Genomic DNA, 18,053 nt, shown 5'->3' on the forward strand with positions numbered 1-18,053 from the left:
ATGACCGCCAAGGCACTCGAGGGCATTCGCGTCCTCGACATGACGCACGTCCAGTCGGGCCCCTCCGCCACCCAGCTGCTCGCCTGGCTCGGCGCGGACGTGGTCAAGCTGGAGGCGCCGACCGGTGACATCACGCGCAAGCAGCTGCGCGACCTCCCGGACGTCGACTCCCTCTACTTCACGATGCTCAACTGCAACAAGCGGAGCATCACCCTCAACACCAAGACCGCGCGCGGCAAGGAACTCCTGACCGAGCTGATCCGCCGCTCGGACGTGATGGTGGAGAACTTCGGTCCTGGCGCGGTCGACCGGATGGGCTTCACCTGGGACCGCATCAAGGAGATCAACCCGCGGATCGTGTACGCCTCCATCAAGGGGTTCGGGGACGGCCCGTACACCAACTTCAAGGCGTACGAGGTCGTCGCCCAGGCGATGGGCGGCTCGATGGCCACCACCGGCTTCGAGGACGGCCCGCCGCTGGCCACGGGCGCGCAGATCGGTGACTCGGGGACCGGAGTGCATACAGTAGCCGGAATACTGGCGGCACTCTTCCAGCGGGAGCGCACCGGCCGTGGCCAGCGCGTCAACGTCGCCATGCAGCACGCCGTGCTCAACCTCTGCCGGGTCAAACTCCGCGACCAGCAGCGACTGGCCCACGGCCGGCTCGCCGAGTACCCGAACGAGGACTTCGGCGACGAGGTGCCCCGCTCCGGAAACGCCTCCGGCGGCGGCCAGCCCGGCTGGGCGGTCAAGTGCGCGCCGGGCGGCCCCAACGACTACGTGTACGTCATCGTGCAGCCCGTCGGCTGGCGGCCGATCACCCAGCTGATCGGCCGGCCGGAGCTCGCGGACGACCCCGAGTGGGCGACCCCGGAGTCCCGGCTGCCCAAGCTCAACAAGATGTTCCAGCTGATCGAGGAGTGGTCCTCGACGCTCCCCAAGTGGGAGGTGCTGGAGAAGCTCAACGCCCACAACATCCCGTGCGGGCCGATCCTCTCCACCAAGGAGATCATCGAGGACGAGTCGCTGGTCGCCAACGAGATGGTGGTCACCGTCCCGCACCCCGAGCGCGGCGAGTTCGTCACCGTCGGCAGCCCGCTCAAGCTCTCCGACTCCCCCGTGGACGTGACCAGTTCACCACTCCTGGGCGAGCACAACGAAGCGGTCTACATCGGCGAACTCGGCCTAGGCGACGAAGAGTTGCGCCTGCTCAAGTCGAACGGAGTGATCTGACGTGATGGCAGAGGACCGGGAGCTGCGGGTCCGTGAGCTCCTCGACTCCGTGCGCGCGGAGGGCCGTACGGCACTCACCGCGCCGGAGGGCAAGGTGGTCGCCGACGCGTACGGGATCGCCGTACCGGGCGAGGAACTGGCCACCGACGTCGACGAGGCGGTGGCGTACGCGGCACGCTTCGCCGGACCCGTCGTCATGAAGATCGTGTCGCCGGACATCCTGCACAAGACCGACGCGGGCGGGGTCGTCGTCGGGGTGGAGGGTGCGGCGGACGTACGGGCGGCCTTCCACCGGATCGTCGAGAACGCGAAGGCCTACGACGCCGCTGCGCGCATCGAGGGCGTCCAGGTCCAGGAGTTGCTGCCGAAGGGCACGGAGGTGATCGTCGGCGCGGTCACCGACCCGACCTTCGGGAAGGTCGTCGCCTTCGGGCTCGGCGGGGTGCTGGTCGAGGTGCTGAAGGACGTGACCTTCCGGCTCGCGCCGGTCACCGCCGACGAGGCGCTCTCGATGCTGGACTCCATCGAGGCGGCCGAGGTGCTGCGCGGGGTGCGCGGGCAGGCCGGTGTGGACCGGTGGGCGGTCGCCGAGCAGATCCGCCGGGTCTCCCGACTGGTCGCGGACTTCCCTGAGATCGCCGAGGTGGACCTCAACCCGGTGATCGCGACCGCGGAGGGCGCGGTCGCCGCGGACATCAGGATCATCCTCGCGGAGAAGCAGCCGCCGGAGCGCAGGAAGTACACCCGCGCCGAGATCCTGGAGACCATGCGCCGGCTGATGCAGCCCCGCTCCGTCGCCGTGATCGGTGCCTCCGACGAGCAGGGCAAGATCGGCAACTCGGTGATGCGCAACCTCGTGGACGGCGGCTTCGCCGGGGAGATCCATCCGGTGAACCCCAAGGCCGATGACATTCTGGGCCGCAAGGCGTACAAGAGTGTCACGGACGTTCCCGGTGAGGTGGATGTGGCCGTCTTCGCCATTCCCGCCAAGTTCGTGGCAGCGGCGCTGGAGGAGGTGGGCCGGAAGAGGATCCCCAACGCCGTCCTGATCCCGTCCGGTTTCGCGGAGACCGGCGAGCACGAACTCCAGGAGGAGATCGTCGCGATCGGCGAACGCTACGGCATCCGCCTCCTCGGCCCGAACATCTACGGCTACTACTCCACCTGGCAGGACCTGTGCGCCACGTTCTGCACGCCGTACGACGTGAAGGGCGGGGTGGCGCTGACGTCCCAGTCGGGCGGGATCGGCATGGCGATCCTGGGCTTCGCGCGCACCACCAAGACGGGGGTGTCGGCGATCGTCGGCCTCGGCAACAAGTCGGACCTGGACGAGGACGACCTGCTGACCTGGTTCGGCGAGGACCCGCACACCGAGTGCATCGCGATGCACCTGGAGGACCTGAAGGACGGCCGCGCCTTCGTCGAGGCGGCGCGGGCGACCGTGCCGAAGAAGCCGGTGGTGGTCCTCAAGGCGGGCCGTACGGCGGCCGGCGCCAAGGCCGCCGGTTCGCACACCGGCGCGCTCGCGGGCGACGACGCGGTGTACGACGACATCCTCCGGCAAGCCGGAGTCATCCGGGCGCCGGGCCTCAACGACATGCTGGAGTACGCGCGCGGGCTGCCGGTGCTGCCGCCCCCGCAGGGCGACAACGTCGTGATCATCACCGGCGCGGGCGGGAGCGGTGTCCTGCTGTCCGACGCGATCACCGACAACGGGCTGACCCTGATGGAGATCCCGCCGGACCTGGACGAGGCGTTCCGCCGCTTCATCCCGCCCTTCGGGGCCGCCGGCAACCCGGTGGACATCACGGGCGGCGAGCCGCCGTCGACGTACGAGGCGACGATCCGGCTCGGCCTTGAGGACCCGCGCATCCACGCGCTCGTCCTCGGCTACTGGCACACCATCGTCACCCCGCCGATGGTGTTCGCGGAGCTGACCGCGCGGGTGGTCGCGGAGTTCCGGGAGCGGGGCATCGAGAAGCCGGTCGTCGCCTCGCTCGCGGGGGACGTCGAGGTCGAGGAGGCCTGCCAGTACCTGTACGAGCGGGGGGTCGTGGCGTACCCGTACACGACCGAGCGGCCGGTGGCCGTGCTCGGTGCCAAGTACCGCTGGGCACGGGCGGCCGGACTGTTGGGGGGCGACTCATGACGTAGGTGCGGGAAGGGGCCGGCCGGCGGTGCGCGTCGGTCGGCCCCGGGACCCGAGCGCGCACGAAAGGCATTGGACAGGGGGCGCTGGCCAGAACTTTCGACGCAAGGGGTGCTGAGCGAACATGTCATCCATCGATCTATCGACATCCGTCCCCTTCAGGGAGGTGACGGACCGCAACGGCCGCAGGTACCGGATCGGCGAGACCGACGTCGATCTCATGGGCCGTAAGAGGAAATGGATGGTCATCCTGCCCTGGGTGGGCATGATGGGCATCAGCTCCGCCGAGTACGCGTTCACGTCGGCGGAGGACACGCTGCACGAGGCGCATCTGTGGAACAGCGGGCACATCTTCTGGCTGATGGGCGTCTGGGTGTTCTTCCAGGCGGCCGTGGCCTTCCCGGCCGGGCAGCTGCGGGAGAGCGGCCGGCTCCCCGCCCGTACGGCCATGCTGATCGGCGCGGTCGGCACGCTGCTGGGCTATGTGTCACTGGCGTTCGCGCCGAACGTGGTTGTCGCCTACCTCGGCTTCGGCATGTGCAGCGGTATCGGCGCCGGTCTCGTCTACGCGACCTGCGTGAACATGGTCGGCAAGTGGTATCCGGAGCGCAAGGGCGGCAAGACGGGCTTCGTGAACGGCGGTTTCGCCTACGGGTCCGTGCCGTTCGTGTTCCTCTTCACCTCGGTGCTCGACCTGAGCAACTACAAGGTCGTGCTCACCTCGGTCGGGGTCGGGCTGTGTCTGGTGGTGGCGTCGGCCGGCTGGTTCTTCAAGGACCCGCCGAAGAACTGGTGGCCGCCGCACGTCGACCCGCTGAAGGCCACTCAGGACCCGAGGATACGGCGGGCGTTGGAGAAGAACCCGCCGGCCATCAAGCAGTACACACCCAAGGAGGCCGCCCGTACGCCCGTCCTGTGGATGATGTGGTTCTGTCTGCTCTGCACGGCCGGGATCAACATCTTCGGCATCGCCTTCCAGGTGCCGTTCGGCAAGGACATGGGGTTCGCGGGCGGGATCGTCGCCACCGCGATGTCGTTGAAGGCGATCGTCAACGGCACCGGGCGCGGCGTCATCGGCTGGATCTCCGACCGCTACGGCCGCCGCAACACGCTCATCATCGTGTGCATCGTGCTCGGCACCGCGCAGTTCGGTGTGCTGGTCTCCGGCCAGATGGGCAGCATGCCGTTCTTCCTGTTCTGCTCCATGGTCTCCGGGTTCGGCGGCGGGGCGATCTTCCCGCTCTTCGCGGCCATGACGGCGGACTACTTCGGTGAGAACAACAACGCCACCAACTACGGAATCGTCTACAGCTCCAAGCTGATCTCCGGCCTGGTGGGCTCCGGTCTGGGCGCGGTCGTCGTGGGTGAGTGGGACTACCACGGCGCGTTCGTGCTCGCGGGCTCCGTCGGCCTGGCCTCCGCAGTGCTGGCCCTCTTCCTCAAGGCACCGGGCAGGCCCAGCGCCCGGCGCATCGTCCCCAACCCGCAGCCGCTCGGCGAGGAGATGGCGTGATGACGGCAGACCCTGTAGCCACGAACAGCACGGACACCGGACGCCGCCCGTACCGCGAGGTCACGGACGCCCGCGGCCGCGTCTACCGGATCGGCGAGACCGACCGGGACATCCTCGGCCACTCCCGCAACATCATGGTGTACCTCCCCTGGACAGCCATGATGGCCATCAGCGTCTTCGAGTACGCGTACGGCTCCGCGGAGGACACCCTGTCCCACGCGCACGGCTGGACGCAGTCCAACACCTTCTGGATCCTGAGCGTCTGGGTGTTCTTCCAGGCCGGCATCGCCTTCCCGGCGGGCTGGCTGCGCGAGAAGGGCATCCTGACCGCACGCCGCGCCATGTACACCGGATCGTTCATGTGCCTGCTCGGCTTCCTGGCCCTCTCGCACATCAGCGAGATCTGGCTGGCGATCATCGGCTTCGGCGTGATCGGCGGCCTCGGCTCCGGCCTGGTCTACGCGACCTGCATCAACATGGTCGGCAAGTGGTTCCCCGAACGCCGGGGCGCCCGCACGGGGTTCGTGAACGGCGGCTTCGCCTACGGCTCGCTCCCCTTCATCTTCATCTTCAACTACGCCTTCGACACCGCCAACTACCACCGGGTCCTGGACCTGATCGGCGCCTACGTGATGGTCGTCGTCCTGGTCACGGCGTTCTTCTTCAAGGACCCGCCGAAGAACTGGTGGCCGGCCGACATCGACCCGCTCACGCACTCGGGCGGCGCCAAGACCGCGACAGCGCTCGCCAAGAACCCGCCCGCTGTCCGGCAGTTCACCCCCAAGGAGGCGATCCGCACCGGCATGCTCCCCCTGATGTGGATCTCCATCGTCATGACGGCCGGCGTCTCGATCTTCGGCATCTCCTTCCAGGTGGACTTCGCGAAGGACGTCGGCTTCGGCCCTCTGGTCGCGGCCTCGTCGATGGGCGTGATGGCGGTCATCAACGGCATAGGCCGCGGCGTGGTCGGCTGGCTCTCCGACCGCCTGGGCCGCAAGCCGACCCTCGTCTTCGTGATCGTCGTCCTCGGCCTCGCCCAGTTCGGCGTGATCTGGGCCGGTGACATCAAGAGCGAGTGGCTGTTCCTGTTCTTCGCCTTCCTCTCCGGCTTCGGCGGCGGCGCCTTCTACCCGCTCTTCGCCGCCCTCACCCCGGACTACTTCGGCGAGAACTACAACGCCACCAACTACGGCCTCGTCTACAGCGGCAAACTCATCAGCGGCCTCTTCGGCGGCGGCCTGGGCTCCATGGTCGTCGGCGCCTGGGGCTACAACGGCGCCTACGCCCTGGCCGGCGGCATCTCCATGCTGGCGGCGGGGGTGGCGCTGCTGTTGCGGCAGCCGGGGCGGGGGGCGGCCACGACGGTGGGGGCGGTACAGGCACAGACGGCGACCTGACGGTTTCCGCCGAACCTCAGGACGCGGACTTCCCCGCGGTGAGTCCCGGACCGGTGTCCGGGACTCTGCCTGGTGACGCCGGCTCGCGGCGAGCGCGGGTCAACTGCGCAACTGCTCGGCCGCCTCCTGGTATGCCTCGGTGGCACGGGCGAAGTAGTCGAAGAGGACGTCGAGCTGGTCGGGTGAGTAACCGGCGAGGATCTCGCCGATCCGCTGCCGCGCCGGAGTGAGCACCCGGTCCAGGGCGGCGGGCCTCCCGACCGGTTCGACGATGACCTTGCGCCGGTCGCCGGGATCGGGCACCCGGCGCACGTAACCGGCTTCTTCCAGCCGGTCGATCAGGCGCGTGGTCGGACCGGTGGTCAGCCCCGTGCGCGCGGCCAGTTCCCCGGGCGTCATGGCCCCGGCCAGCTGAAGGATGTTCAGCGCGTACAGATCGGTGGCGCCGAGATCGCAGGCCCGGGCGCTCGCGTGGCCGTGGAACATCACGGCGCTCAGGTAGCGCCGGTAGACCTCGCTGCCACCGGCTGGCGACGCAGGCGTTGACATGGGTTCCCCCTCTCCCTAATCTCTTCCTGAAAGAAGATAAATCTTCAGTGAAGTAACTTCTCCGAAGAAGCTATCACGCAGGGGGAACATCATGCCCGCTCCCAACTCCGCCCGGGAGACCGACGCCGCCGAGATCCGCGCCCTTCTGGAGCGCAGCGCGGCCGCCTGGAACCGCGGCGACGGCACCGCCTACGGCGAGCAGTTCACCGTAAATGCCACGGACGTCACCTATGCCGGCACCGTTTACCACGGCGGCCCCGAGATCGGCCGCGCCCACCAGGCTCTGTTCGACAGCTTCCTGAAGGGCACCGAGCTGACCGTCGAGGTCATCGACCTGCGCTTCCACGGGCAGGACACCGCCGTCGTCGTCGCCCGCGGTGAGGTGCACAAGGGGCGTCCGAAGCGCCTGGGCAAGCTGGCCACTTACACGGTGACCCGCGAAGCGGACGGCCGCTGGCGCATCGCCGCCGTCCAGAAGACCCAGCGCAAGCGCCTTCTGGAGGCGCTCTCGTTCCGCCTCCAGCCTGCCACCCGGCCGGCCGCTCACACCCACTGACCTCCGCCCGCGCCTCCGGCCCTTGGATTTCCGGCTCGGGAGGCCTTCCCGAGGCACTCCGGAACGGGGGGCGTCGGTGACCGTCGAGTCGATACCCGTGAAACCGGCGCCGAAGTCGCTGGTGTGGGACGGCGACGAGCCGGGTTGCCTCCCTGTCACCTCGGCGTGTGGTCGATGTCCGAGGGACGCCGGCTCCACCGCCGCCCCGCCGGCGATGGCGAACCGGGTGTCCTGCTCCTGCCCCGCGGCGATCGGGTGATCTCGTTCCCCGGCCATCCGCGACTGCTGGACACGGCCACGGGGCGCATCGTCGCGGAGAGGCCCGAGATCGGCGTACCCGCGAAATCCGCGTGCTTCGGCCGCGACGTCCCGACCCCGGTCGCCGCTCTGCACCCCGACGGCACCCGGCTGGCCGTCGCGACGGCGGAGAGCATCGCTCTCATCACGCTGCCGTGAACCGCCCGGCCGGGACAGACGCGCCCCGCACCGTCACCCGGCTCAGGGCTCAGGCCTGTGCCCGCTCGTGGTACGACCGCCGGGTGTGCTCCGTGTGTTCGCGCATCAGGGTGGTCGCCAGCTGCTCGTCCCGGGCCGTGATCGCCGAGATCAGTTCGCGGTGTTCGACCCAGGACTGGTGGCCGCGCTGCCGGGCCACCGGCGTGTAGTACCAGCGGACCCGGCGGTCGACCTGGGCGGCGAGTTCGGCCAGGACCGCGTTGCCCGCCAGGTCCATGATCTTGGCGTGGAACGCGGCGTTCAGGGCGACGGCCCCGTCCACGTCGTCCGCGGCCACCGCCTTCTCCCCCTCGGCGCAGAGGGATTCGAGGGCGGCCACGCCGGCGCTGCCCGCGTTGGCCGCCGCGAGCCGTGCCGCCTCCGCCTCCAACAGGGTGCGGACGGTGAGGAGTTGGTCGGCCTCCGCCTCCGTCGGCTCGTGCACGAACGCGCCCTGTGCAGGCCGCAGGTCCACCCAGCCCTCGGTGTTCAGCCGCTGGAGTGCCTCGCGCACCGGCTGCCGGGAGACGCCGAGGTGGCCGGCGAGTTCGCTCTCGACGAGGTGCTGGCCGGGCTGGAGGGCACGGGTGGTGATGAGTTCCAGCAGCGCCTCGTAGACGCGGTCGCGGAGCGGGCCGGGGCGTTCGAGCTTGGGCACCGCGCCCTGCGGCAGTCCGGCTGACAACATCGGGTCCCCCTTCGGCAGACACCCGTTACGAGCGGACACTCAGTATCGATTGTCTTTCGTCTACAGTCTACGGCGCACAGCTGCCAGAGGAAGCGGGAGTCGACCACGTCACACCGCAGAACGCGCTCTCACGGGCACCGCACGACCTGCCCCGCGTACGACAGGTTGCCGCCGAAGCCGAAGAGCAGGACCGGGTCGCCGCCCGACACCCGTCCCTGTTCGACCAGCTTGGAGAGGGCGAGCGGAATGCTCGCCGCCGACGTGTTCCCGGACTCGGTGACGTCCCGCGCGACGACCGCGTTGACCGCGCCGATCTTCGCCGCGAGCGGCTCGATGATCCGCAGGTTGGCCTGGTGCAGGACGACGGCCGCGAGGTCGGCGGGGGCGACCCCGGCCTTCTCGCAGGCACGCCGGGCGATGGGCGGCAGCTGGGTGGTGGCCCAGCGGTAGACGCTCTGCCCCTCCTGCGCGAACCGGGGCGGGGTGCCCTCGATCCGCACGGCGTGGCTCATCTCGGGGACGGAACCCCAAAGGACCGGTCCGATGCCGGGCTCCTCGCCCGGCCCGCACGCCTCGACCACGGCCGCGCCCGCCCCGTCGCCGACCAGGACGCACGTCGTGCGGTCGGTCCAGTCCGTCACCTCGGACATCTTGTCGGCGCCGATGACGAGCGCCCGGGTGGCGGCGCCCGCCCGGACGGTGTGGTCGGCGGTCGCGAGCGCGTGGGTGAAGCCGGCGCACACGACGTTGACGTCCATCGCGGCGGGCTGCGGGATGCCGAGCCGGGCGGCGACGCGCGCGGCCATGTTCGGCGAGCGGTCGATCGCGGTGGAGGTGGCGACCAGGACCAGGTCGATGTCCGCGGGGGTGAGACCGGCCCCGGCGAGGGCCTTGGCCGCGGCCTGCGCGGCCAGCTCGTCGACGGGTTCGTCGGGGCCCGCGATGTGCCGGGTGTCGATGCCCACCCGGCTCCGGATCCACTCGTCACTGGTGTCGACCATGCCCGCCAGGTCCTCGTTGGTGAGTACCCTGGCGGGCTGGTAGTGGCCGACGGCGGCGATGCGCGAGCCGTTCATGGGTGGTGGATCCCCCTCGTTGCCTGGGTGTGGGTCCACCAGTCTGTTCAGTGACTCACGGGTACGACGGCACGCGAGGCCACAGGAAACGGGCGCCCGAGTTGTCGGCTTCTTGCAGACCCTCGGACGCCCGACCATTCTCCTGACTCACCCGTTGAACAGCTGTGTCGCTTTCTGTACGAGTTCGTACACCCCGTAGGCGAAGGGCGCGCCCACCCAGACCCAGGCGACGGCGATCAGCCAGCGGCGGTCCGGCTCAGGCCGGCTGCTCTCGTTCGACATCGACGGCCTCCCTCGGGGCGGGAATGTGGTGGCGGGCATGGACGGGCCGGACCAGCTCGTTGGCGACGAAACCGACGACGAGCAGGCCGATCATGATGCCGAAGGACAGCGTGTAGAGGTCGGAGCCGTGCTTGCCGGCGCCCTTCTGGTGGTCGGCGATCCAGTTGACGATCAGCGGCCCGAGCACGCCGGCGAGGGACCAGGCCGTGAGCAGCCGGCCGTGGATGGCGCCGACCTGGTAGGTGCCGAAGAGGTCCTTCAGGTAGGCGGGGACGGTCGCGAAGCCGCCGCCGTAGAAGGAGAGGATCACCAGGGCGCAGAGGATGAACAGGGGTTTCGACGAGTCCCCGAACAGGGTGATGAGCAGGTACATCACGGCACCCACGCCCAGGTAGACACGGTAGATGTTCTTGCGGCCGATCAGGTCGGAGGTGGACGACCAGCCGATCCGGCCCGCCATGTTGGCCGCGGACAGCAGGGCGACGAACCCGGCCGCCGCGGACGCCGACACCGGGGTGGAGCTGTCGGCGAAGAAGTCCGTGATCATCGGGGCGGCCTTCTCCAGGATGCCGATGCCGGCGGTCACGTTCATGCAGAGCACGACCCACAGGCACCAGAACTGCGGGGTGCGGATCGCGCTGTTCGCCGAGACCTGCACGCCCTCGAAGGGGCTCGGCGCGTCCGCGACGGGCTTCTCGGTGCGCGGGACGCGGATCAGGAGCACGCCGAGGGTCATGAAGACGGCGTACGACAGCCCGTGCACCAGGAAGGCGAGGGCGATGCCATCGTTGTCACTGCCGAAGGACGAGAGCATCTGCGCGGACCAGGGCGAGGCGATCAGCGCGCCGCCGCCGAAGCCCATGATGGCGATGCCGGTGGCCATGCCGGGGCGGTCCGGGAACCACTTGATCAGCGTGGAGACCGGCGAGATGTAGCCGATGCCGAGGCCGATGCCGCCGACGAACCCGTAGCCGAGGACGATCAGCCAGTACTGCTTGGTCTCGGCGCCGAGGGCGGAGATCAGGAAGCCGGAGGAGAAGCAGATCAGGGCCACCGTCATGGCCCAGCGCGGTCCGTTGCGCTCGACGAGGGTGCCGCCGAACGCGGCCGACAGGCCGAGCATCACGATCGCGAGCTGGAAGGGCAGCGCGCTCTCGGTGCCGCTCAGGTTCAGCGCGGATTCGAGCGGCGGCTTGAACACGCTCCAGGCGTAGGCCTGGCCGATGGAGAGGTGGACGGAGAGGGCGGCGGGCGGGACGAGCCAGCGGCTCCAGCCCGGCGGCGCTACAGGGGGGCTGCTCATGAATCCCGGACGGTAGGGCCCCACAAGGGTGGTTGAGAACCCGACGACTCGATCGTATGCGTTGAACGGTATCCAGAATGCGCCGAACGGTCGCTGTCCGAACCCTTGTCGCCCTCAACTCCATACTGTAGACAATATTTCGTCGACATCATTCGACGAGGCCGAGTCCGAAGCCACCTCCGCGGTATCCCTCAAACCGAACGGAGTGTTCCGTGAAAGTCGCAGTCCTCGGCGCCGGTGCGATCGGCGCCTACGTCGGTGCCGCGCTCCACCGCGCGGGCGCCGATGTGCATCTCATCGCCCGTGGACCCCATCTGGCGGCCATGAGGCAGTACGGAGTACGGGTGCTGAGCCCGCGTGGCGACTTCACCGCGCACGCCCACGCCACCGACGACCCGGCCGAGGTCGGCCCGGTCGACTACGTCTTCCTGGGCCTGAAGGCCAACTCGTACGCGGCGTGCGGGCCGCTGATCGAGCCGCTGCTGCACGGGCGGACCGCGGTGGTCGCCGCCCAGAACGGCATCCCCTGGTGGTACTTCCACCGGCACGGCGGCCCCTACGACGGCCACCGTGTCGAGAGCGTCGACCCGGACGGCACCGTCAGCGCCGTACTCGCCCCCGAACGCGCCCTCGGCTGTGTGGTGTACGCCGCCACCGAGCTCGAAGCCCCGGGCGTGGTACGGCACTTGGAGGGCACCAGGTTTTCGGTCGGCGAGCCCGACCGCAGCGTGTCCGAGCGCTGTCTGCGGTTCAGCGAGGCCATGCAGACCGGCGGGCTGAAATGCCCGGTGGAGCCCGACCTGCGCAACGACATCTGGCTCAAGCTGCTCGGCAACATCTCCTTCAACCCGATCAGCGCGCTGGCCCGCGCCACCATGCGGCAGATGTGCCTGCACGGCGGCACCCGGCGGGTCATCGAGATCATGATGCGCGAGACGCTCGACGTCGCCGAGGCGCTCGGCTGCGAGGTCGGGGTCTCCATCGAACGCCGGCTGGCGGGCGCCGAGAAGGTCGGCGACCACCGCACCTCCACGCTCCAGGACCTGGAGCGCGGCAAGCCGCTGGAACTCGACGTCCTGCTCGCGGCCGTCGTCGAGCTGGCGGAGATCACCGGCGTGCAGGTGCCCACCCTGCGCACCGTGCACGCCATCTCGGACCTGCTCGCACTGAGGAGCGCCGCATGAGCCGCACGAGCCCCACGAACCGTACGCGGAAAAGGCAGCCGAAGGCCTACACCCGGCTCACCCACCCCCTGATCCGGGACTCCCGCGACGAGCCCTTCCGGCAGGCGAGCTGGGAGGAGGCCCTGGACCGCGCGGCCCGCGGCCTGGAGCGCAACCGGGACGCGTTCGGGATGTTCTCCTGCGCCCGCGCCACGAACGAGATGAACTACGTGGCGCAGAAGTTCGCCCGGGTGGTGATGGGCACCAACAACGTCGACTCCTGCAACCGGACGTGTCACGCCCCGAGCGTGGCCGGCCTGAGCGCCGCCTTCGGCTCCGGCGGCGGCACCTCCTCGTACGAGGAGATCGAGCACACCGACGTCATCGTGATGTGGGGCTCCAACGCCCGCTTCGCGCACCCGATCTTCTTCCAGCACGTGCTGAAGGGGATCAGGAACGGCGCCCGGATGTACGCCGTCGACCCGCGCCGCACCTCCACCGCCGAGTGGGCGGAGAGCTGGCTCGGGCTGAACGTCGGCACCGACATCCCGATGGCGCACGCGATCGGCCGGGAGATCATCCACGCGGGGCTGGTCAACGAGGCGTTCGTCGAGCGGGCGACCACCGGCTTCGAGGAGTACCGGGCGCTCGTCGAGCCGTGGACGCTCTCCCTCGCCGAGAAGGTGACGGGCGTCCCGGCGCGCGCGATACGGGAGTTGGCGCACGCCTACGCCCGCGCCGAGCGCGCCCAGCTGTGCTGGACCCTCGGCATCACCGAGCACCACAACGGCACCGACAACGTCCGCGCCCTGATCAACCTCTCCCTCCTCACCGGTCAGGTCGGCCGCTGGGGCGCCGGGTTGCAGCCGCTGCGCGGTCAGAACAACGTGCAGGGCGGCGGTGACATGGGCGCGATCCCCAACCGCCTGCCCGGCTTCCAGGACATCCTCGACCCGGAGACGCGGCTGAAGTTCGAGTCGGCCTGGGACACGGTCATCCAGCCGCACTACGGGCTGAACCTCACCGAGATGTTCGAGGCGATGGAGGAGGGCACGCTCAAGGCGGTCTACTGCATCGGCGAGAACCCGGCCCAGTCGGAGGCCGACAGCGAGCAGGCGGTACGACGGCTGCGGGCGCTCGACTTCCTGGTCGTCCAGGACATCTTCCTCACGAGGACGGCCGAGTTGGCCGACGTGGTGCTGCCCGCGACCGCCGGCTGGGCGGAGACCGAGGGCACGACCACCAACAGCGAGCGCCGGGTCCAGCGGGTGCGCCGTGCGGTCACCCCGCCCGGCGAGGCCCGCGAGGACATCGACATCATCTGCGAACTGGCGGTCCGGCTCGGCCACGACTGGAAGTACGAGGACGCGGAGGCCGTCTGGAACGAACTCCGCTCGGTCTCCCCGGACCACTACGGGATGACGTACGACCGTCTCGTCGAGCACCAGGGCATCCAGTGGCCGTGCCCGAGCACCGAGCACCTCGAACCGACGTACCTGCACGGCCGGTTGTGGGAGACGGACCCGGCGAGGCGCGGGGTGCCGGCGCCGTTCGGGCTGGTCCGGCACGATCCGCCGGTCGACCTCACCGACGAGGAGTACCCGATCCGGCTCACCACCGGGCGACGGCTCGACTCCTACAACACCGGAGTGCAGAGCGGCGGTTACGCCTCCCCGCTGCGGCGCGGCGAGTACATCGAGCTGTGCCCGGAGGACGCCGAACGGTTCGGGGTGGCCGTCGGCGAGGAGGTCCGGGTCTCCTCGCGACGGGGCGCGGTGGTGGCCCCGGTCTGGATCGACACGGCGCTGCGCCCCGGTCTCGCCTTCATGACCATGCACTTTCCCGACGAGGTGGACACCAACCAGCTGACGATCGAGGCGAACTGCCCGATCGCGGGGACGGCGGAGTTCAAGGCGTCGGCGATCCGTATCGAGAAGCTCCCGGTCGCGACCATCGTGAGGTGACCAAGTGGACCTGCACTTCGGCGACAGCAAACCGACGGACGACGAACGCGCCGCCGTCGACGCCCTGTTGGGCCCTCCGGAGTCCTCCTGGGAGGGCGCCGACCGTTCCGACGCGGACCTGCGGTGGGCGCGCGGCGGCCGCGCGGCCCGCGACCGCCGCGACCTGCTGCTGCCGGGGCTGCACGCGATCAACGACCGGGTCGGCTGGATCAGCGAGGGCGCCCTCGGCTACCTGTGCCGCCGCCTGACCGTCCCCCCGGCCGAGGCGTACGGGGTCGCCACCTTCTACGCGATGTTCTCCGTCACACCCCGCCCGGCGACCGTCCTGCACGTCTGCACGGACCTGGCGTGCACGGCGGCCGGCGCGTCCGCACTGTGCGCCGGGGTGGAGCAGGGTCTCGGTCCCGGGGTGCACGTCGAGCGCAGCCCCTGTCTGGGCCTGTGCGAGCGGGCCCCGGCGGCCCTCGCGATCCGGGCCGGGGATCCCGTGCGTACGGCGGTGGCGGCCCCGGCGACGGTGGAGACGGCCGTCCTCGCGGCGACCGCGCCCGACTCGGCGCCGGAGGAGCCGCCGGCCGCGACCGCCGTACCCCAGGCGGGGCACGAAGGCCTGACCCTGTTGCGGCGGGTGGGCGTGGTCGACCCGGCCTCGCTCGACGACTACCGGGCGAACGGCGGCTACACCGCTCTGCGGCACGCCTTCGGGCTCGGTCCGGCCGGGGTCATCCGCGAGGTCACCGACTCGGGTCTGGTCGGGCGCGGCGGAGCCGCCTTCCCCACCGGCCGCAAGTGGCAGGCCACGGCGTCCCAGCCCGACCACCCGCACTACCTGGTCTGCAACGCCGACGAATCGGAGCCGGGCACCTTCAAGGACCGCGTGATCATGGAGGGCGATCCGTACTCCCTGGTGGAGGCGATGACGATCGCGGCGTACGCGATCGGCGCGCACCGGGGCTTCGTCTACCTCCGCGGCGAGTACCCGCGGGCGACCCGCCGCCTCCGGCACGCGATCGACCAGGCCCGCGCCCGGGGCTTCCTCGGCGACGACGTCCTCGGGCAGGGCTTCGCCTTCGACATCGAGATCCGGCGCGGTGCCGGGGCGTACATCTGCGGTGAGGAGACGGCGCTGTTCAACTCCATCGAGGGGTACCGGGGCGAGCCGCGCTCGAAGCCGCCGTTCCCGGTGGAGAAGGGGCTGTTCGGGAAGCCGACGGTCGAGAACAACGTGGAGACGCTGGTCAACGTCCTGCCGATCCTGACGATGGGCGCCCCGGCGTACGCGGCGATCGGCACGGCGAAGTCCACCGGCCCGAAGCTCTTCTGCGTGTCGGGGAGCGTGGCCCGCCCCGGCATCTACGAACTCCCCTTCGGCGCCACGCTCGGCGAACTCCTCCGACTGGCCGGAGTGCGGGAGAACCTGCGGGCGGTCCTGCTCGGCGGCGCCGCGGGCGGCTTCGTACGGCCGGACGAACTCGCGATCCCGCTCACCTTCGAGGGCACCCGGGAGGCCGGGACCACGCTCGGCTCGGGTGTGGTCATGGCCTTCGACGACACCGTGCCCCTCCCCCGGCTCCTGCTCCGGATAGCCCGGTTCTTCCGGGACGAGTCCTGCGGGCAGTGCGTGCCCTGCCGGGTCGGGACGGTCCGGCAGGAGGAGGCGCTGCACCGGATCGTCGCGCGCACCGGCGCCGACGCGGCCGGGGACGTCGCGCTGCTGCGCGAGGTCGGCCGGGCGATGCGGGACGCCTCGATCTGCGGTCTCGGCCAGACCGCGTGGAACGCCGTGGAATCCGCCATCGACCGTCTGGGGGCGTACGAATGACCGTGACACCGCTGGGGATCCCGCGCCGGCTGCTGGAGTTCACGATCGACGGCGATCAGGCGCGGGTCCCGGAGGGCTCGACGATCCTGGACGCCTGCCGGGCGGCCGGGAAGGACGTGCCCACCCTCTGCGAGGGCGACACGTTGCGCCCGAAGAACGCCTGCCGGGTGTGCGTGGTGGAGGTGGAGGGGGCCCGGACCCTGGTACCCGCCTGCTCCCGGAAGGCCGAGCCCGGGATGGTGGTCCGCACCGGCAGCGAACGCGTCCGGCACAGCCGCAAAGTCGTCCTGGAGCTGCTGGCCTCCTCGGTGGACCTGTCGACGACCCCGCGGGCCGCCGAGTGGATCAAGGAGTACGAGGCGAAACCGGACCGCTTCGGCCCCGACGCGGCCCGCCTGAACGAGGAGCCCAGGGTCGACAACGATCTGTACGTGCGCGACTACGACAAGTGCATCCTCTGCTACAAGTGCGTGGACGCCTGCGGCGACCAGTGGCAGAACAGTTTCGCGATCTCTGTCTCCGGGCGCGGCTTCGACGCCCGGATCGCCGTCGAGCACGACGCCCCGCTGACCGACTCGGCCTGTGTCTACTGCGGGAACTGTGTGGAGGTGTGTCCCACCGGGGCGCTGTCGTTCAAGTCGGAGTTCGACATGCGGGCGGCGGGTACCTGGGACGAGTCCAGGCAGACGGAGACGACCACCGTGTGCGCGTACTGCGGTGTGGGCTGCAACCTCACGCTCCACGTGCAGGACAATGAGATAGTCAAGGTCACCTCGCCGCACGACAACCCGGTGACCCACGGCAATCTCTGCATCAAGGGCCGTTTCGGCTACCAGCACGTACAGAACCGGGGCTGATCAGGACATGGGACGTGTCACGGAACGACGCAAGGTCATCCGCATCCGCGACGGAGCGGTCTCCGCCCGGCCGGACACGCTCGTCGCAGAGGAACCGCTGGAGATCAGACTCAACGGGAAACCCCTCGCCATCACCATGCGCACGCCCGGCGACGACTTCGCGCTGGCGGCCGGGTTCCTGGTGAGCGAGGGAGTGCTGGCGGCCGCCGGCGACCTGCAGAACATCGTGTACTGCGCGGGCGCCACGGTCGACGGGTCCAACACCTACAACGTGGTCGACGTGCGGACCGCGCCGGGCGTCGAGCTCCCCGACTTCACCCTGGAGCGGAACGTCTACACGTCCTCGTCCTGCGGGCTGTGCGGCAAGGCGAGCCTCGACGCGGTGCGTACGACGGCCCGCTGGCCGATAGCCGACACTCCCCCGGTCCGGGTGGAGCCCGAGCTGCTCGCGAGCCTCCCCGACCGGCTCCGCGCGTCGCAGCGGGTCTTCGACCGGACCGGGGGGCTGCACGCGGCGGCCCTGTTCACCGAGGACGGCGAGCTGCTGGACAGCCGCGAGGACGTGGGCCGGCACAACGCGGTGGACAAGCTGGTCGGCCGGGCCCTGCAGAACGGTGACCTGCCGCTGTCCCGGACGATCCTGCTGGTCTCCGGGCGGGCCTCCTTCGAGCTGGCGCAGAAGGCCGTGATGGCGGGCATCCCGATGCTCGCGGCGGTCTCCGCACCGTCCTCGCTGGCGGTGGACCTGGCGGCGGAGACCGGGCTGACCCTGGTCGGCTTCCTGCGGGGCAGCAACATGAACGTGTACGCGGGCGAGGACCGCATCGCCCTGCGGGCCGCGGCCGCCCAGGGCTGACCCGGTTCCCCGCGGCACGGCGGCGGGGCCCCGACCGGCGGGGAGCGCCCCCTGCGCCGCAGGGGCCCCGCCTCAGTCCGGCGTCCCCGGCACCGCAGGACCCGCACCTCAATCCGGGTGCCCCCGGCACCGCAGGACCCGCGCCTCAAT

The 18,053-nt window shown here is 70.3% G+C and carries 16 protein-coding genes; 11 read left to right on the forward strand and 5 right to left on the reverse strand.

What is annotated here, in order from left to right; genetic code table 11:
* From frc to ACFY0P_RS22910, 4 genes are all read left to right on the forward strand, one after another.
* Complete coding sequence (gene frc / locus ACFY0P_RS22895; protein ID WP_388915974.1) at positions 1–1,233, forward strand: formyl-CoA transferase; 1,233 nt, start codon at positions 1–3, stop codon at positions 1,231–1,233.
* A 4-nt stretch (positions 1,234–1,237) separates the two neighbouring features.
* The gene (locus tag ACFY0P_RS22900; RefSeq protein WP_388915977.1) at positions 1,238–3,382 is read left to right on the forward strand and encodes an acetate--CoA ligase family protein; all 2,145 of its coding nucleotides are present in this window, start codon (positions 1,238–1,240) and stop codon (positions 3,380–3,382) included.
* 124 nt (positions 3,383–3,506) lie between these two features.
* Complete coding sequence (locus tag ACFY0P_RS22905; protein ID WP_388915980.1) at positions 3,507–4,895, forward strand: OFA family MFS transporter; 1,389 nt, start codon at positions 3,507–3,509, stop codon at positions 4,893–4,895.
* Positions 4,895–6,292 (forward strand): OFA family MFS transporter, encoded by a 1,398-nt coding sequence (locus tag ACFY0P_RS22910; protein ID WP_388915982.1) that lies wholly within the window; start codon positions 4,895–4,897, stop codon positions 6,290–6,292. Before ACFY0P_RS22905 ends, ACFY0P_RS22910 begins: the two co-directional genes overlap by 1 nt.
* A gap of 99 nt (positions 6,293–6,391) precedes the next feature.
* Here ACFY0P_RS22910 and ACFY0P_RS22915 read toward each other — a convergent pair whose 3' ends face one another.
* Positions 6,392–6,841, reverse strand: coding sequence for a MarR family winged helix-turn-helix transcriptional regulator (locus ACFY0P_RS22915; RefSeq protein ID WP_388915985.1), 450 nt, complete (start codon positions 6,839–6,841; stop codon positions 6,392–6,394).
* 91 nt (positions 6,842–6,932) lie between these two features.
* Between ACFY0P_RS22915 and ACFY0P_RS22920 the strand changes: the two genes are divergently transcribed.
* On the forward strand, positions 6,933–7,397 hold the full coding sequence (locus ACFY0P_RS22920; RefSeq protein ID WP_388915988.1) for an SgcJ/EcaC family oxidoreductase: 465 nt from the start codon (positions 6,933–6,935) through the stop codon (positions 7,395–7,397).
* Positions 7,398–7,571: 174 nt separating this feature from the next.
* A complete protein-coding gene (locus ACFY0P_RS22925; RefSeq protein ID WP_388915991.1) occupies positions 7,572–7,853 on the forward strand; it encodes a hypothetical protein in 282 nt (93 codons plus the stop codon).
* Positions 7,854–7,902: 49 nt separating this feature from the next.
* On the opposite strand, the gene ACFY0P_RS22930 is transcribed toward ACFY0P_RS22925, so the two are convergent.
* The 4 genes from ACFY0P_RS22930 to ACFY0P_RS22945 form a co-directional block, all read right to left on the reverse strand.
* Positions 7,903–8,580 carry a GntR family transcriptional regulator gene (locus tag ACFY0P_RS22930; protein WP_388915994.1) on the reverse strand — a complete coding sequence of 226 codons (678 nt, stop codon included), beginning with the start codon at positions 8,578–8,580 and terminating at the stop codon, positions 7,903–7,905.
* 128 nt (positions 8,581–8,708) lie between these two features.
* Positions 8,709–9,656, reverse strand: a complete 948-nt coding sequence (locus ACFY0P_RS22935; RefSeq protein WP_388915997.1) for a beta-ketoacyl-ACP synthase III — start codon at positions 9,654–9,656, stop codon at positions 8,709–8,711.
* A 147-nt stretch (positions 9,657–9,803) separates the two neighbouring features.
* Positions 9,804–9,938: a hypothetical protein gene (locus tag ACFY0P_RS22940; protein ID WP_256215692.1), complete on the reverse strand. Its 135-nt coding sequence runs from the start codon at positions 9,936–9,938 to the stop codon at positions 9,804–9,806.
* Positions 9,913–11,241, reverse strand: a complete 1,329-nt coding sequence (locus tag ACFY0P_RS22945) for an OFA family MFS transporter (RefSeq protein WP_388915999.1) — start codon at positions 11,239–11,241, stop codon at positions 9,913–9,915. The genes ACFY0P_RS22940 and ACFY0P_RS22945 overlap by 26 nt, the downstream gene beginning before the upstream one ends.
* A 212-nt stretch (positions 11,242–11,453) precedes the next feature.
* Here ACFY0P_RS22945 and ACFY0P_RS22950 point away from each other — a divergent pair, with 212 nt between their 5' ends.
* Genes ACFY0P_RS22950 through fdhD form a run of 5 tightly spaced genes read left to right on the forward strand, consistent with a single transcriptional unit; the run spans position 11,454 to position 17,903 of the window.
* Positions 11,454–12,425 carry a 2-dehydropantoate 2-reductase gene (locus ACFY0P_RS22950; protein ID WP_388916002.1) on the forward strand — a complete coding sequence of 324 codons (972 nt, stop codon included), beginning with the start codon at positions 11,454–11,456 and terminating at the stop codon, positions 12,423–12,425.
* On the forward strand, positions 12,422–14,368 hold the full coding sequence (locus ACFY0P_RS22955) for a molybdopterin oxidoreductase family protein (RefSeq protein WP_388916005.1): 1,947 nt from the start codon (positions 12,422–12,424) through the stop codon (positions 14,366–14,368). The genes ACFY0P_RS22950 and ACFY0P_RS22955 overlap by 4 nt, the downstream gene beginning before the upstream one ends.
* A 4-nt stretch (positions 14,369–14,372) precedes the next feature.
* Complete coding sequence (locus ACFY0P_RS22960; protein ID WP_388916008.1) at positions 14,373–16,190, forward strand: NADH-ubiquinone oxidoreductase-F iron-sulfur binding region domain-containing protein; 1,818 nt, start codon at positions 14,373–14,375, stop codon at positions 16,188–16,190.
* Positions 16,187–17,047, forward strand: coding sequence for a 2Fe-2S iron-sulfur cluster-binding protein (locus ACFY0P_RS22965; RefSeq protein WP_388916011.1), 861 nt, complete (start codon positions 16,187–16,189; stop codon positions 17,045–17,047). The genes ACFY0P_RS22960 and ACFY0P_RS22965 overlap by 4 nt, the downstream gene beginning before the upstream one ends.
* Before the next feature lie 7 nt (positions 17,048–17,054).
* A complete protein-coding gene (gene fdhD / locus ACFY0P_RS22970) occupies positions 17,055–17,903 on the forward strand; it encodes a formate dehydrogenase accessory sulfurtransferase FdhD (RefSeq protein ID WP_388916014.1) in 849 nt (282 codons plus the stop codon).
* The last annotated feature ends 150 nt before the right edge of the window (positions 17,904–18,053 follow it).

The sequence above is a fragment of the Streptomyces sp. NPDC001714 genome (genome assembly GCF_042892755.1).
Classification (GTDB): Bacteria; Actinomycetota; Actinomycetes; order Streptomycetales; family Streptomycetaceae; genus Streptomyces.